A 14,378-nucleotide genomic window follows, 5' to 3' on the forward strand; every position below is an offset into this window, starting at 1 on the left:
GGACCGATCCGCGGTTCGACGCGCCGCCCGATGCGCAAGCCGCCGCGCAGCCGGCAACACGCGCCGCCAGGCCGTCGGGCGAGCCGATGCGCGTGCGCGCCGCGGTCGCGCCGGAGGCGCATGCCGGGCGCGCGGCGTCGAACGCGTCTGCGGCCGCGCAAACGCAACGCCAGCCGCTGACGCTGACGCTGACGCAGACGGCGACGCAGACACAAACGCAAACGCCATCGCCGCCGCCGACGTTCGCCGACACCGCCGCCGAGCCGCCGATCGAGCTGCCGACCGAGCCGATCGAGCCGACCGAGCCGATCGACACCGCCAATCTCCACGCGCTCTTCTCCCACTGCGGCTGGTTCAACGCGCTCGCGCCCGAGCATCGGGCGCTCGTCGTCGCGCAATCGCATGCCGAGTATCGCGACGCGGGCGACTGGGTCGCGCGCCGGCAAGCGCCGTCCGAATACTGGATCGGCGTGCATCGCGGGCTCGTGAAGCTCGCGATCTACAACGCGTCCGGGCGCGGCTGCACGTTCTCCGGCGTGCCGTCGGGCGGCTGGTTCGGCGAAGGCAGCGTGATCAAGCGCGAGCTGCGCAAGTACGACGTGATCGCGATCCAGCGCTCGCTCGTGCTGTTCGTGCCGACGGCGACGTTCCACGCGCTCCTCGACAGCAGCCTGCCGTTCACCGGCTTCGTGATCCGCCAGTTGAACAACCGGATGGGCGAGTTCATCGCATCGATCCAGAACAGCCGGCTGCTCGACGTGAACGCGCGCGTCGCGCAGTCGCTCGCGCAGCTCTTCAATCCGGATCTGTATCCGGACACCGGCGCGACGCTCGCGATCTCGCAGGAGGAGCTCGGGATGCTGGTCGGCGTGTCGCGGCAGCGGATCAATCAGGCGCTCCAGCATCTCGAACGGCTCGGCGTGCTGCGCATCGCGTACAACCAGATCACGGTGGTCGATCTGCCGAGGCTCGCGGCGTTCGGGATGGAGCAGATCTGACGGCCGCCGGCCGCGACGCCCGGTCGCGCGCGTCAGGCAAGCATCGACGGCTCTCCGAGACGCCCTCGACCGCCCGGCTCGCCACGCACTGATTTCGGAGCGCGCGGCTCTCGGCTTGCAACCGAGCCCGCAATCGGCATCTGCAACCGACGCCCGCAACCGATATGCGGCAGCGCGCCGGCCGCGATCCGCGCTTCACGCGGGCGCTGCAATCCGCATCACGCGATCGGCGCCCGGTCGTCGATCATCAAGCGCAACGCGCGAAGAAACCGCCGCGCAAGCCGTTGAGCCGATAGCGAACGCCTGCCGCCGGCACACGACTCGAACCGCCGCCGTGCGGATGCGTCCGCGCCAATCGTCAGCCGAATACCCGAATACCCGAATACCCGCATACGAATCGCCCGGCCGCCGCGGCGAAGCGTCGGCATCGCGTCCGCCCCGCCCGATTCCTCCGACGATCCCTTCCCTGGCAATTCCGCCATCTTCGCGTCAGCCATGCGTCCGGGGCGGTCTTCTATCATGCGATCCCGCCCACCGATGCAACGCCCGCCCGTCGCCGCCCCGCCTTCCATGTGGATCGTCAATCTCGCGCTCAAGCGCCCGTACACGTTCATCGTGATGGCCATCATGATCCTGCTGGCCACGCCCCTCGCGCTGATGCGAACGCCGACCGACGTGCTGCCGTCGATCGACATCCCGGTCATCAGCGTGATCTGGAATTACAACGGCCTGTCCGCGCAGGAGATGACCGACCGGATCACGTCGGTCCATGAGCGCACGCTGACGACGACCGTCGGCAACATCCAGCACATCGAATCGCAGACGCTGCCCGGCATCGCGATCATCAAGATCTTCCTGCAGCCGGGCGCGAGCACGCAGACCGCGATCGCGCAGACCGTGTCGGCCGCGCAGGCGATCGTCCGGCAGATGCCGCAGGGCGCGACGCCGCCCCTCATCATCAGCTACTCGGCGTCGAGCATTCCGGTGATCCAGCTCGGCCTGTCCAGCCAGTCGATGAGCGAGCAGCAGCTCGCCGACGTCGCGATGAACTTCCTGCGCCCGCAGCTGATCACGATCCCCGGCGCGCAGGTGCCCTATCCGTACGGCGGCCGCACGCGCGTGATCTCGGTCGACCTCGACACGCAGGCGCTGATGGCGAAGGGCCTGACGCCCGCCGACGTCGTCAACGCGGTCAACGCGCAGAACCTCGTGCTGCCCACCGGCACCGCGAAAATCGGCCAGACCGAATACCGGGTCGGCACCAACGCATCGCCCGACACGGTCGCCGAGCTGAACCGGCTGCCCGTGCAGACGACGGGCGGCGCGACGCTCTACCTGTCCGACGTCGCGCACGTGCGCGACGGCTTCACGCCGCAGACGAACGTCGTGCGCAAGGACGGCGAGCGCGGCGTGCTCGTGTCGGTGCTGAAGAGCGGTGACGCCTCGACGCTCGCCGTCGTCGACACGCTGAAGGCGCTGCTGCCGTCGATCGAGAACACGCTGCCCGAGGATCTGAAGATCACGCCGCTCTTCGATCAATCGGTGTTCGTCGACGCCGCGATCCAGGGCGTGATCCACGAGGCGCTGATTGCCGCCGTGCTGACCGCGATGATGATCCTGCTGTTCCTCGGCAACTGGCGCAGCACGCTGATCATCGCGATCTCGATCCCGCTGTCGATCTTCACGTCGCTGCTCGCGCTGTCCGCGCTCGGCGAGACGATCAACATCATGACGTTGGGCGGCCTCGCGCTCGCGGTCGGAATCCTCGTCGACGACGCGACGGTCACGATCGAGAACATCGAGCGCCATCTGCATCTCGGCACGGGCCTGCGCGAGGCGATCCTCGAAGGCGCGGGCGAGATCGCGGTGCCCGCGCTCGTGTCGACGCTGTGCATCTGCATCGTGTTCGTGCCGATGTTCTTCCTGACGGGCGTCGCGCGCTACCTGTTCGTGCCGCTCGCCGAAGCGGTCGTGTTCGCGATGCTCGCGTCGTACGTGCTGTCGCGCACGCTCGTGCCGACGCTCGCGATGCTGCTGTTCAGCAAGCACCGGCCCGACGCCGACGCGGCCGCGTCCGCCGCGAAGCCGTCGCGCTTCGCGCGCTTTCATCATGCGTTCGAGCACGCGTTCGAGCGGCTGCGCGCCGGCTACATCGTGCTCCTGAGCGTGCTGCTCGTGCGCCGGCGCTTTTATGCATCGCTGTTCGTCGGCTTCTGCGTGCTGTCGACGGGCCTCGTGTTCGCGCTCGGCCGCGACTTCTTCCCGGCCGTCGATGCGGGCAACATCCGCCTGCACATGCGCGCGCCGACCGGCTACCGGATCGAGGAGACCGCGCGCCTCGCCGACCAGGTCGAGCAGACGATCCGCGAAGTGGTGCCGGCGGCCGAGCTCGGCGCGATCGTCGACAACCTCGGCCTGCCGGTGAGCGGCATCAACCTGTCGTACAGTAACGCCGGCACGATCGGCACGCTCGACGGCGAGATCCTGATCGCGCTCAAGCCCGGCCACGCGAGCGCGCAGCGCTACGTCGACCAATTGCGCGGCCTGCTGCCCGCGCGCTTTCCCGGCGTCGAGTTCTTCTTTCAGCCGTCGGACATCGTCACGCAGATCCTGAACTTCGGCCAGCCGGCCGCGATCGACGTGCAGGTGCAAGGCGCCGATCCCTCAACGAACATGGCGATCGCGAGCCGGCTGATGAAGCGCGTGCGCACGATTCCGGGCGCCGTCGACGCGCACGTCCTGCAGCGCAACGACGAGCCGCTCCTCACGGCCGACATGGACCGCACGCGGATGCAGCAGCTCGACCTCTCCGCGCAGAACGTCGCGCAGAACCTGCTGATCTCGCTCGCCGGCACGTCGCAGACGACGCCGTCGTTCTGGGTGAATCCGAAGACGGGCGTCCAATATCCGCTGACGATCCAGACGCCGCAATACCAGGTCGGCTCGGTCGGCGACCTGCTGTCGACGCCCGTGTCGGCGAACGGCCGCGCGGGCGCGCCGTACCAGTTGCTCGGCAATCTCGTCGACATCGCGCCGGGCGTGTCGCCCGCGGTCGTCACGCACTACAACATCCGGCCCGTGATCGATCTGCTCGTCAGCGTCGAGGGCCGCGACCTCGGCTCGGTCGCGACCGACATCGGCCGCGTGATCGACGACGCGCGCGCCAAGCTGCCGCGCGGCACGACGATCACGATGCGCGGCCAGGTCGAAACGATGCGCACGTCGTACCTCGGGCTCGGCGCGGGCGTCGCGATGGCGATCGTGCTCGTCTATCTGCTGATCGTCGTGAACTTCCAGTCGTGGCTCGATCCGCTCATCATCGTGAGCGCGATGCCCGCCGCGCTCGCGGGGATCGCGTGGATGCTGTTCATCACCGGCACGCACCTCTCCGTGCCGGCGCTGACGGGCGCGATCATGACGGTCGGCGTCGCGACCGCGAACAGCATTCTGGTCGTCGCGTTCGCGCGCCAGCGGCTCGAAGCCGGCGCGCCGCCGCTCACGGCCGCGCTCGAGGCGGGCGCGACGCGAATCCGCCCGGTGCTGATGACCGCGCTCGCGATGATCATCGGCATGATCCCGATGGCGCTCGGCTTAGGCGTTGGCGCCGAGCAGAACGCGCCGCTCGGCCGCGCGGTGATCGGCGGCCTCTTGTTCGCGACGGTCTCGACGCTGCTGTTCGTGCCGCTCGTGTTCGCGGGCGTCCACCAGCGGCTCGCGAAGCACCGTGCGCGCCGCGCCGCCGCCGACGACGCGTCCCGTTCCGTTGACTCGAATTGATGACCGGTTGAATCCATGGAAGAGAAACATCACAGCTCCGTCGGCATACACGTAGACGAATCGGGCCTCGACCTGCCCGCGCGCGCGCAGGTGTGGAAGCGCGCGCAATGGGCGCTCGCCGTCGTCGGGCTGCTGCTCGCGGCGGGCGGGATCCGCACGCTCGTCGCCGACTGGAGCAACGCGAACCGGCTCGATGCGCTGACCGCGCAAAACGCGCGCCGGTACGTGAGCATCGTGCAGGCGAGCCCGGCGACGGACGGGAGCCGCCTGACGCTGCCGGGCACGCTGCGCGGCTACGTCGAGGCGCCGATCTACGCGCGCGCGAGCGGCTACGTGCTGCGCTGGCGCGCGGACATCGGCGCGCACGTGAAGCAGGGCCAGCTGCTCGCCGAGCTCGACACGCCCGAACTCGATCAGGCGCTCGCGCAGGCGGTCGCGCAGCGGCAGCAGGTCGAATCGACGCTCGCGCTCGCGAAGACGTCGCTCGATCGCGCGCGGCAGTTGCGCGAGCGCGATGCGGTGTCGCAGCAGGAGCTCGACGACCGCCAGGGCGCGTACAACCAGGGCGTCGCGAACCTCGCCGCCGCCGACGCGAACATGCGGCGGCTGTCCGAGCTGAAATCGTTCCAGAAGATCGTCGCGCCGATCGACGGGATCGTCACGCAGCGCAACATCGACGTCGGCGATCTCGTCAACGCGGGCAACAGCGGCACGGGCCGCGCGCTCTTCACGGTCGTCCAGGCGGACCGGCTGCGGCTCTACGTGCAAGTGCCGCAGGCATATGCGCAGCAGGTTCAGCCCGGCCAGCACGTGAGCGTCGCGCAGCCCGAGCTGCCCGGGCAGGCGTTCGACGGGACGATCACGCACACCGCGCAGGCGATCGACGTCGCGACGCGCACGCTGCAGATCGAAATCACGCTGCCGAACGCCGACGGCCGGCTGATGCCGGGCGCATACGTGAAGGCGACGCTGCCGATGGCGCCCGCCGGCAGCCTGACGATTCCGGCGAACACGCTGCTGTTTCGCGCGGAAGGGCCGAGCGTCGCGGTCGTCGAGGCGAACGGGCAGATCCGGCTGCATCGCGTGACGATCGCGCGCACGCTCGGGCAGACGCTCGAGATCGACAGCGGGATCGCGCCGGCCGACCGGATCGTGCTGAATCCGAGCGATTCGCTCGCGAACGGCGACGCGGTGATCGTCGCGCAACCGCCGAAGCGCGGGCCGGCCGCGCCGAAGCCCGCGCAGGCGGCGGGGGCGCGGACGTGAGCGCGCGTGTTGCGTTTGGCGTGATTTGTCGGCGCTGCGGGCGCCGCCGGCGCCGCTGGTTCGGGCCGTTGGGCCGGGTTCGGGCGGCCGGGGCGGCCGGGGCGGCCACCGCGATCGCGCCGCGCGGATCGATCTCGGCGCAAGGATCGTCGAGCGCGCACGCCTCGGCCGAATCGTTCGATACCTTCGGAGCGCTTGGTTCGCCTGGTTCGCCTGGTTCGTCGCGCGCAGCCGGCGTACTGGAATCGCAGCGCCCGCTTGAGTCGCTTGAGTCGCTTGAGTCGCTTGAGTCGCTTGAGTCGCTTGAGTCGCTTGAGTCGCTTGAGTCGCTTGAGTCGCTTGAGTCGCTTGAGTCGCTTGAGTCGCTTGAGTCGCTTGAGTCGCTTGAGCCGCTTGAGCCGCTTGAGCCGCCCGAATCGCAATCACGCCGGCCGCGCCGCACGCTCCTCCCGCTCGCGCTCGCCGCCGTCGCGCTCGCCGGCTGCGCGGTCGGCCCGGACTACCATCGCCCGCCCGTCGACACGCCCGCCGCGTGGCGGATCGACCCGGCCGACTCGTACTGGCACCCGGCCGCGCCCGCGCGCGCGTCGCTCGCGCCCGACTGGTGGAAAGCGTTCGGCGATCCGCGCCTCGACGACCTCGAGGTCCGCGCGCTCGCGAACAACCCGAGCGTCCAGGCAATCGCCGCGCGCTACGGCCAGGCGAAGGCGGCGCTCGCGTCGGTCGCGTCCGCGCAATGGCCGAGCGTCGGCGTGACGGCGGGCGCGTCGCGCGCGCGGATCTCCGCCGACCGGCCGCTCACGAACTACGCGCAATCGAACCACTCGACCGTGCAGAACGACGTGCAGATCGGCGCGACGGTCAGCTACGAGCCGGATCTGTTCGGCCGGATTCGCCGCTCGGTCGAATCCGCGCAGGCGTCGACCGACCAGGCGCGCGACGACCTCGCGAACGCGCGCCTCGTGATGACGGCGAGCCTCGCGACGAGCTACCTCGCGCTGCGCGAGACCGACGCGGAGATCGACGTGCTGGACCGCTCGGTCGCGCTGCAGCAGAAGGCGCTCGATTTCGTGTCCGCGCAGCACGAGCTCGGCGCGGTGTCCGGCCTCAATCTGATGCAGCAGAAGGCGCAGCTCGACGCGACGCGCACGCAGGCGCAGTTGCTGCTGAACCAGCGCGCGCAGCTTGAGCACGCGATCGCGACGCTCGCCGGCACGCCCGCGCCGACGTTCTCGATCCCGCCGCGCGTGCAGACGCTCGCCGCGCCGACGCTGCCCGCCGGGCTGCCGAGCGACCTGCTGCAGCGCCGGCCGGACGTCGCGTCGGCCGAGCGCGCGATGGCGGCGGCCAATGCGCAGATCGGCGTCGCGCGCGCCGCGTATTTTCCGCGGATCACGCTGTCGCCGACGCTCGGCTGGGACGCGACCCGCTTTGCAAGCCTCTTCACGGCGCCGAGCCTGCTGTGGTCGGTCGGCGCGTCGCTCGCGCAGCCGCTGTTCGAGGGCGGCCGGATCGAGGCGGGCGTCGCGTACGCGCAGGCGGGCTACGCCGCCGCGCAGGCGAATTACCGGCAGACGGTGCTGACCGCGTTCGAGGAAGTGCAGAATGCGGTCACGGGGCTCACGGTGCTCGACGAGGCCGAGCGCCGAGCGCAGGCGGCCGTCGACGACGCGCAGCGGCTCGTCGGCCTCGCGCAGGACCGCTATGCGGGCGGCCTGACCGCGTACATCGACGTGATCGGCGCGCAGCAGCAGTTACTGACGAGCGAGCGCCAGGAAGTGCAGATTCGCGGGCAGCGCGCGGCGCTCGTCGTGTATCTCGCGAAGGCGCTCGGCGGCGGGTGGAGCGAGGCGGAGACGGAGGAGGCCCAGCGGGCCGCCGGCGGGCCGCCGATGCCGGCCGATGCGCCGCGCGATGCCGCGCCGCGCGCGGCGGCGAGCGGAATCGGGGCTGGGGCCGGGAACGAGGCGGGAACGGGCGAAGCCGCCGCGTCGGCCACTGCCGCGTCGGCCGCATCCGCGTCAGCCGCATCCGCGTCGGCCATATCCATGTCGGCCATATCCATGTCAACCGCGTCCACATCACCCGCATCCGCATGGCTCGCCATCACGCCGGCCGAATCTGCACGATCCGCCGGGATGGGCGCACAATCTACGGCGAACGCCGGGGCGACACCGGCCGCCGCCCCGCCCCGGCGGCCGGCCGACGCGTCGTAGCGGCACGCGACCGGCACAACGGGACAGAACATGAAAGTACTGATCGTCGAAGACGAAGCGAAAGTAGTCGATTACCTGAAGAGCGGCCTCGCCGACGAGGGCTGGGTCGTCGACGCCGCGACCGACGGCGAGGAAGGCGCATGGATGGCGGTCGAATACGACTACGACGTCGTCGTCCTCGACGTGATGCTGCCGAAAGTCGACGGCTTCGGCGTGCTGCGGGCGCTGCGCGCGCACAGGGACACGCCCGTCATCATGCTGACCGCGCGCGACCGCGTCGACGACCGCGTGCGCGGCCTGCGCGGCGGCGCCGACGACTACCTGACGAAGCCGTTCTCGTTCCTCGAGCTCGTCGAGCGGCTGCGCGCGCTGACGCGGCGCGCGCGCGTGCAGGAATCGACGCTGATCTCGATCGGCGACTTGCGCGTCGACCTGATCAGCCGCCGCGCGACGCGCAACGGCGTGCGCCTCGATCTCACCGCGCAGGAGTTCCAGCTGCTCGGCGTGCTCGCGCGCCGGCGCGGCGAAGTGCTGTCGAAGACGACGATCACCGAGCTCGTCTGGGACGTAAACTTCGACAGCAACGCCAACGTCGTCGAGACCGCGATCAAGCGGCTCCGCGCGAAGCTCGACGGCCCGTTCGCGGACAAGCTGCTGCACACGATCCGCGGGATGGGCTATGTGCTCGAGGAGCGCGCGGACGCCGACGTGGAGGCCAAGCGATCATGACGCGCTCGATTTCGCGGCGGCTGTCGGTCCTGTTCGGCGCCGCGTCGCTGTTCGTCTTCACGCTCGTCGGCGTCGGCCTGTTCGCGATGATGGAGCGGCAGCTTTTCGCCGAGCTGCGCGCGACGCTCGACACGCGCACGAAGATCGCCGCGATGATCGTGTCGCACGGCACGTCGCCCGCGCGCTTCAAGATCACGCAGGACAAGCTCGCGGATCTCGAGCCGCCCGACGGCTCGACCCGCTATCACGTCGACAGCGCCGATCCCGCGTTCCGTTTCGGCAAGCCGGTCGAAGGCGAGCCCGACGGCCCGGCCGCCGACGGCTTCCTGCGGCTGCGCCCGCCCGGCAGCGAGTACGACGTGATGACGAAGACCGTCGTGCTGCCCGCGAGCGGCGAGCGGCCGACGCTCACGCTCGTCGTGTCGACCGCGTGCGAGCGCACGCAGAAGATGCTGCGGCACATCATGATGACGCTCGCCGCGCTGATCGCCGCCGCGACGCTCGCGACGCTGCTGCTGAGCCGCGCGGTCACGCGTCTGGGGCTCGCGCCGCTCGCGCGGCTGTCTCGCGAGGCGGCGTCGCTCGGCCCCGCGAACCGGCGGCAGCGGCTGCGCACCGACGCGCTGCCGCGCGAGCTGCACGATCTCGCGACGTCGTTCAACGGCGCACTCGAGCGAATCGAGCACGCGCACGAGCGGCTCGAATCGTTCAACGCGGACGTCGCGCACGAGCTGCGCACGCCCGTCAGCATCCTGATCGGCCAGACGCAGGTCGCGCTCGCGCGCGAGCGCTCGGCCGACCGGCTGCGCGAGACGCTCGAATCGAATCTCGAGGAGTTCGAACGGCTGCGGATCATCGTCAACGACATGCTGTTCCTCGCGCGCTGCGACCGCGGCGAGCGCGCGACCGATCTCGCCGACGTGTCGCTCGCGGCCGAGGTCACGCGCATGCTCGCGTTCCTCGAGATGTCGTTCGACGACGCGCAATTGCGCCCGGCGCTCGCGGGCGATGCGCGCGCAAGCGTCGACCCGTCGCTGTTCGGCCGCGCGATGACGAACCTGCTGGTCAACGCGATCCAGCACACGCGGCCGGACAACATGATCCGCGTGACGATCGCGCCGCGCGGCGAGACGGTCGAGATCGCGGTATCGAATCCGGGCGAGCCGATCGACGCCGCCGCGCGCGCGCATCTGTTCGAGCGCTTCTACCGGATCGAGGAAGCGCGCGCGAACAGCGACGAGAACCACGGACTGGGGCTTTCGATCGTGAAGGCGGTCGCCGAGATGCACGGCGGCACCGTGTTCGTCACGTGCGCGGACGGATGGAACACGATCGGGTTCTCGGTCGCCGCGCGGCCGGCCGACGCCGAGCCGCAGGCGCGCGACGTGCGTGCGACGGCCACGCGGCGACCGACGCTGAAGGCGACTTGAGCGGCGGGCGGCAGGCGGCGAGCGGCGGACGGCGGGCGCAAACCGTCAGGCGCGCGGCAGCACGCGGCGGCTTGCGCCGCGATCGCGACTTCCGTTCGCCCCAAAACCATCGCATGCCTCCACGGAAAGCCCGCCGCTCAACGCACCGCGACCCGCCTCGCCTCTTCGTCCTCCGTCTCGCCGAGCGGCACCGAGTCCTGCCAGCGCCGCACGTAATCGGGCACGCCGGCGGGCGCGGCATCGGTGATCGGCGCGAAGTGCGCTTCGCGCATCGGCAGCACGCCCGCCCACACCGGCAAGCCGAGATCCGCTTCGTCGTCCTTCGGGCCGCCCGTGCGGATCTTCGTCGCGGCTTCGTCGAGCGCGATGCGCATCACGGTCGTCGCCGCGAGCTCGTTCGCGTCGCCCGGCCGCGCTTCGCGGCTGCGGCCCGGCGCGATCCGCTCGACGAACGTGTCGAGCACGGCCGCCTTGTGCGAATCGGGCACGACCTCGAACTCGCCGTAGATCACCGCCGATCGATAGTTCATCGAATGATTGAACGCCGAGCGCGCGAGCACGAGGCCGTCGAGATGCGTGACCGTCACGCACACCTGCGCGCCCGCTGCCGCGAGCTTCAGCATCCGGCTGCCGTTCGAGCCGTGGATGTACAGATGATCGTCCTCGCGCCAGCACGCGGTCGGGATGCAATGCACGCCCGACTCGTCGGCGAACGCGACGTGACACACGTAGGCGTCGTCGAGAATCGCTTCGAGGGTTGCGCGGTCGTAGTGGCCGCGATAGGCGACGCGGCGCAAGCGGGTGCGCGCGGTCGGTGCGGTGGGCGAAGAATCGGCTGCGGTCGAGGTCATCGGCGTGGCTCCTGCATGGGCGTGTTCGTTTCAACGGGCTCCACGATAGAAAATCTGTGGCACCATGAATAGATCCATGTAATCAGTGATTTTTGGAGCCACGATGGACTACGGCGTATTGCTGTCGAACTTCGAGCGGGACAACGCGCACGATGCGCTCGCGCGCGCGTCGCAGCAGCATCGGCTCTATGCATGCCTGCGCGCGGCGATCCTGAACGGCACGCTCGAGCCCGGCACGTACCTGATGTCGTCGCGCGCGCTCGCCGAAACGCTGCGGATCGCGCGCAACACGGTGCTCCATGCGTACGAGCGGCTCGCCGTCGAGGGCTTCGTCGTCGCGCGGCGGCAAGGCACGATGGTCGCGCGCGTCGGCCTGCCCGCCGCGGGGGCCGCCGCGGCGCCCATTCGCGCGCGGCCCGCGCTGTCGCGGCGCATCGCGGATCTGCCGGACACCGACATCGACGACGAGCACGAACCGCTGCCGTTCCTCCCCGGGATGCCGGCGCTCGACCAGTTTCCGCTCGCGTCCTGGCGGCGCGCGGTCGAGCGTGCGTGGCGGCGGATCGGCCCCGCGCAGCTCGGGCACGCGCCGCTCGGCGGCAACCTGCGGCTGCGGCAGGCGATCGCCGAATATCTGCGCGTGTCGCGCGGGATCGGCTGCGACGCGGACCAGGTGTTCGTCACCGACGGCACGCAGCACGGCCTCGACCTGTGCGCGCGCACGCTCGCCGACGCGGGCGACACCGTCTGGATCGAGAACCCCGGCTATGCGGGCGCGCGCGCGGCATTCGAGGCGGCCGACCTGCGGCTCGTGCCGATCCCCGTCGACGCCGACGGCCTCGCGCCGACCGCCGGGCATTGGCGCGCGCATCCGCCCCGGCTCGTCTACATCACGCCGTCGCACCAGTACCCGCTCGGCGCGGTGATGAGCGTCGAGCGGCGCGTCGCGCTCGTCGCGGACGCGCGCGCGGCGGGCGCATGGATCGTCGAAGACGACTACGACAGCGAGTTCCGCCATTTCGGCGCGCCGCTCGCCGCGCTGCAGAGCCTCGGCGACGACGCGCCCGTCGTCTATCTCGGCACGTTCAGCAAGACGATGTTTCCGACGCTGCGGATCGGCTTCGTCGTCACGTCCGCGGCGCTCGCGCCGGAGCTGCGCCGCACGATCGGCGCGCTGACGCCGCGCGGCCGCCTCGCCGAGCAGCTCGCGCTCGCCGATTTCATCGAAGCGGGGCATTTCTCGCGGCATCTGCGCCGGATGCGCCGGCTCTACGAAGAGCGGCGCGACGTGCTGCAGGACGCGCTCGCGCGCCATCTCGGCGGCGCGCTGACGGTGTCGGGCGGCGCGGGCGGCATGCATCTGTCCGCGCGGCTCGATGCGAGCGTCGCCGACGTGGACGTCGCGCGCGCGGCGATGGCCCGCTCGATCACGGTGCGGCCGCTGTCGCGCTTCTGTCTGCCGGGCACCGATCACACCGCGTACAACGGCCTCGTGCTCGGCTACGGCGCGGTGCCGACCGAGCGGATCGACGCGTGCGTGCGGCGGCTCGGCGTCGCGATCGACGATGCGCTGCGCGACGCGCGGGCCGGACGGCGCAGCGCGTGACGGACGAACCCGGCGCGGTCCGGCGCAGCGGAGCGCGCGATGACTGCGTGAGTTCGATGCCGTTGCGGCATGGCCGCGAAACCGGCGCTGCGTCGCGCGCCGACGCAGCGCATCCCGCTTTCGTCTAAGCTAACCGCTCATGCCCGCCGCCACGCGGCGGGTCCCGCTCTCATTTTGCGAAGTCTGCCCATGCACATCGACCTGACCGGCAAGACCGCCCTCGTGACCGCCTCGACCGCCGGCATCGGCCTCGCGATCGCCGAGGGGCTCGCGCGCGCCGGCGCCCACCTGATCGTCAACGGCCGCAGCGACGAATCCGTCAAGGCCACGCTCGCGCATCTGCGCGTCGCGGCGCCCGGCACGAGCGCGCAAGGCGTGGTCGCCGACCTGTCCGGCGCCGAAGGCGCGCAGCGCCTGATCGACGCCGCACCGTCCGTCGACATCCTCGTCAACAACGCGGGCATCTACGGCCCAAAGCCGTTCTTCGACATCGACGACGCCGAATGGACGCATTTCTTCCAGGTCAACGTGATGTCGGGCGTGCGGCTCGCGCGCCACTACCTGAAGGGAATGCTCGAGCGCGACCGTGGGCGCATCGTGTTCATCTCGTCGGAATCGGCGCTCAACATCCCGGCCGACATGATCCATTACGGCTTCACGAAGACCGCGCAGCTATCGATCTCGCGCGGGCTCGCGAAGCTCGCGGCCGGCAGCCGCGTGACCGTGAACGCGGTGCTGCCCGGTCCGACGATGTCCGATGGCGTGAAGGCGATGTTGAAGGCGACGGCCGACGCCGAGCACAAGACCGTCGAGCAGGCGGGCGTCGATTTCGTGCGCACGCACCGCTCGAGCTCGATCATCCGGCGGCCGGCGACCTGCGAGGAAGTCGCGAATCTCGTCGTCTACGTGTGCTCGCCGCAGGCGTCGGCGACGACGGGCGCGGCGCTGCGCGTCGACGGCGGCGTCGTCGACACGATCGCATAGCGGCCGCTCAGGCGCGCGGCTCGTCGCGCGTCGAGCGCGCGCTGCCGCGCAGCAGCCCGCTGCGGTCGGCTTCCGCGCAGGTCGCGAAGCCGTGCCGCGTGACGACGCCGCGCCGGTCGAACACGACGTAGTACGACCGATGGTCGTTACCGTGGCGCAGATCGTAGTTGTAGCAGACGCCCGTGCCGTTGCGGACCATCCAGACGCTCGCCGGATTGCCGCCCGCCGTCACGATCTGCGCCTGCGTCGCGCCCGGCTGCGCGGCCGCCTTCGGCAGCGGCAGCCTCGCGTACGAGAACGAATCGAACCAGCCGCTGAACCACGAACAGCCGCTCATCAGCAGCGCGGCGGCAAGCGGAAACGCGAGTACGGGAACGGTGCGGTTCGTCGTCTGGAATTGCATGCTGCTCAGCCGTGCGGCACGATGCCGTCGCAGTGGAAAACTGCATGCTAATCGACGTTTCACTCTCTTTTTGTTGAATTTTCTAAAAACGATCGGAAAAACAACGCATCGTTCGTTC

The 14,378-nt window shown here is 70.4% G+C and carries 11 protein-coding genes; 8 read left to right on the plus strand and 3 right to left on the minus strand.

Annotated elements, in window-relative coordinates; translation table 11 throughout:
- The first annotated feature begins 188 nt into the window (after positions 1 to 188).
- A complete protein-coding gene (locus BG90_RS34240; RefSeq protein WP_025990542.1) occupies positions 189 to 998 on the plus strand; it encodes a Crp/Fnr family transcriptional regulator in 810 nt (269 codons plus the stop codon).
- A gap of 218 nt (positions 999 to 1,216) precedes the next feature.
- On the opposite strand, the gene BG90_RS35905 is transcribed toward BG90_RS34240, so the two are convergent.
- Positions 1,217 to 1,495 (minus strand): hypothetical protein, encoded by a 279-nt coding sequence (locus BG90_RS35905; RefSeq protein ID WP_124072327.1) that lies wholly within the window; start codon positions 1,493 to 1,495, stop codon positions 1,217 to 1,219.
- A gap of 73 nt (positions 1,496 to 1,568) precedes the next feature.
- Here BG90_RS35905 and BG90_RS28865 point away from each other — a divergent pair, with 73 nt between their 5' ends.
- The 5 genes from BG90_RS28865 (at position 1,569) to BG90_RS28885 (ending at position 10,416) form a co-directional block, all read left to right on the plus strand.
- On the plus strand, positions 1,569 to 4,775 hold the full coding sequence (locus BG90_RS28865) for an efflux RND transporter permease subunit (RefSeq protein ID WP_010122286.1): 3,207 nt from the start codon (positions 1,569 to 1,571) through the stop codon (positions 4,773 to 4,775).
- 15 nt (positions 4,776 to 4,790) lie between these two features.
- Positions 4,791 to 6,041, plus strand: coding sequence for an efflux RND transporter periplasmic adaptor subunit (locus BG90_RS28870; protein ID WP_010122284.1), 1,251 nt, complete (start codon positions 4,791 to 4,793; stop codon positions 6,039 to 6,041).
- Between the two features lie 68 nt (positions 6,042 to 6,109).
- Positions 6,110 to 8,257: an efflux transporter outer membrane subunit gene (locus BG90_RS28875; protein WP_232355214.1), complete on the plus strand. Its 2,148-nt coding sequence runs from the start codon at positions 6,110 to 6,112 to the stop codon at positions 8,255 to 8,257.
- A gap of 30 nt (positions 8,258 to 8,287) precedes the next feature.
- On the plus strand, positions 8,288 to 8,986 hold the full coding sequence (locus BG90_RS28880; RefSeq protein WP_010108519.1) for a heavy metal response regulator transcription factor: 699 nt from the start codon (positions 8,288 to 8,290) through the stop codon (positions 8,984 to 8,986).
- The gene (locus BG90_RS28885) at positions 8,983 to 10,416 is read left to right on the plus strand and encodes a heavy metal sensor histidine kinase (RefSeq protein WP_045568499.1); all 1,434 of its coding nucleotides are present in this window, start codon (positions 8,983 to 8,985) and stop codon (positions 10,414 to 10,416) included. Before BG90_RS28880 ends, BG90_RS28885 begins: the two co-directional genes overlap by 4 nt.
- Before the next feature lie 137 nt (positions 10,417 to 10,553).
- Here BG90_RS28885 and BG90_RS28890 read toward each other — a convergent pair whose 3' ends face one another.
- Positions 10,554 to 11,267, minus strand: a complete 714-nt coding sequence (locus BG90_RS28890; protein WP_010108517.1) for a pyridoxamine 5'-phosphate oxidase family protein — start codon at positions 11,265 to 11,267, stop codon at positions 10,554 to 10,556.
- A 103-nt stretch (positions 11,268 to 11,370) separates the two neighbouring features.
- On the opposite strand from BG90_RS28890, the gene pdxR reads away from it, so the two are divergent.
- Both pdxR and BG90_RS28900 read left to right on the plus strand, forming a co-directional pair.
- The gene (pdxR, locus tag BG90_RS28895) at positions 11,371 to 12,873 is read left to right on the plus strand and encodes a MocR-like pyridoxine biosynthesis transcription factor PdxR (RefSeq protein WP_045568500.1); all 1,503 of its coding nucleotides are present in this window, start codon (positions 11,371 to 11,373) and stop codon (positions 12,871 to 12,873) included.
- Between the two features lie 189 nt (positions 12,874 to 13,062).
- The gene (locus tag BG90_RS28900; RefSeq protein WP_010118256.1) at positions 13,063 to 13,857 is read left to right on the plus strand and encodes an SDR family NAD(P)-dependent oxidoreductase; all 795 of its coding nucleotides are present in this window, start codon (positions 13,063 to 13,065) and stop codon (positions 13,855 to 13,857) included.
- 7 nt (positions 13,858 to 13,864) lie between these two features.
- Here BG90_RS28900 and bamE read toward each other — a convergent pair whose 3' ends face one another.
- Positions 13,865 to 14,260, minus strand: a complete 396-nt coding sequence (gene bamE, locus BG90_RS28905; protein WP_010118255.1) for an outer membrane protein assembly factor BamE domain-containing protein — start codon at positions 14,258 to 14,260, stop codon at positions 13,865 to 13,867.
- Positions 14,261 to 14,378 lie beyond the last annotated feature (118 nt).

The organism is Burkholderia oklahomensis C6786, from assembly GCF_000959365.1.
GTDB classification, from domain to species: domain Bacteria; phylum Pseudomonadota; class Gammaproteobacteria; order Burkholderiales; family Burkholderiaceae; genus Burkholderia; species Burkholderia oklahomensis.

Coding starts and splice junctions, on each gene's coding strand:
- BG90_RS35905 (WP_124072327.1), bottom strand. CDS start 1,495: ATGGCTGACGCGAAGATGGCGGAATTGCCAGGGAAGGGATCGTCGGAG.
- BG90_RS28865 (WP_010122286.1), top strand. CDS start 1,569: ATGTGGATCGTCAATCTCGCGCTCAAGCGCCCGTACACGTTCATCGTG.
- BG90_RS28870 (WP_010122284.1), top strand. CDS start 4,791: ATGGAAGAGAAACATCACAGCTCCGTCGGCATACACGTAGACGAATCG.
- BG90_RS28880 (WP_010108519.1), top strand. CDS start 8,288: ATGAAAGTACTGATCGTCGAAGACGAAGCGAAAGTAGTCGATTACCTG.
- BG90_RS28885 (WP_045568499.1), top strand. CDS start 8,983: ATGACGCGCTCGATTTCGCGGCGGCTGTCGGTCCTGTTCGGCGCCGCG.
- BG90_RS28890 (WP_010108517.1), bottom strand. CDS start 11,267: ATGACCTCGACCGCAGCCGATTCTTCGCCCACCGCACCGACCGCGCGC.
- pdxR (WP_045568500.1), top strand. CDS start 11,371: ATGGACTACGGCGTATTGCTGTCGAACTTCGAGCGGGACAACGCGCAC.
- BG90_RS28900 (WP_010118256.1), top strand. CDS start 13,063: ATGCACATCGACCTGACCGGCAAGACCGCCCTCGTGACCGCCTCGACC.
- bamE (WP_010118255.1), bottom strand. CDS start 14,260: ATGCAATTCCAGACGACGAACCGCACCGTTCCCGTACTCGCGTTTCCG.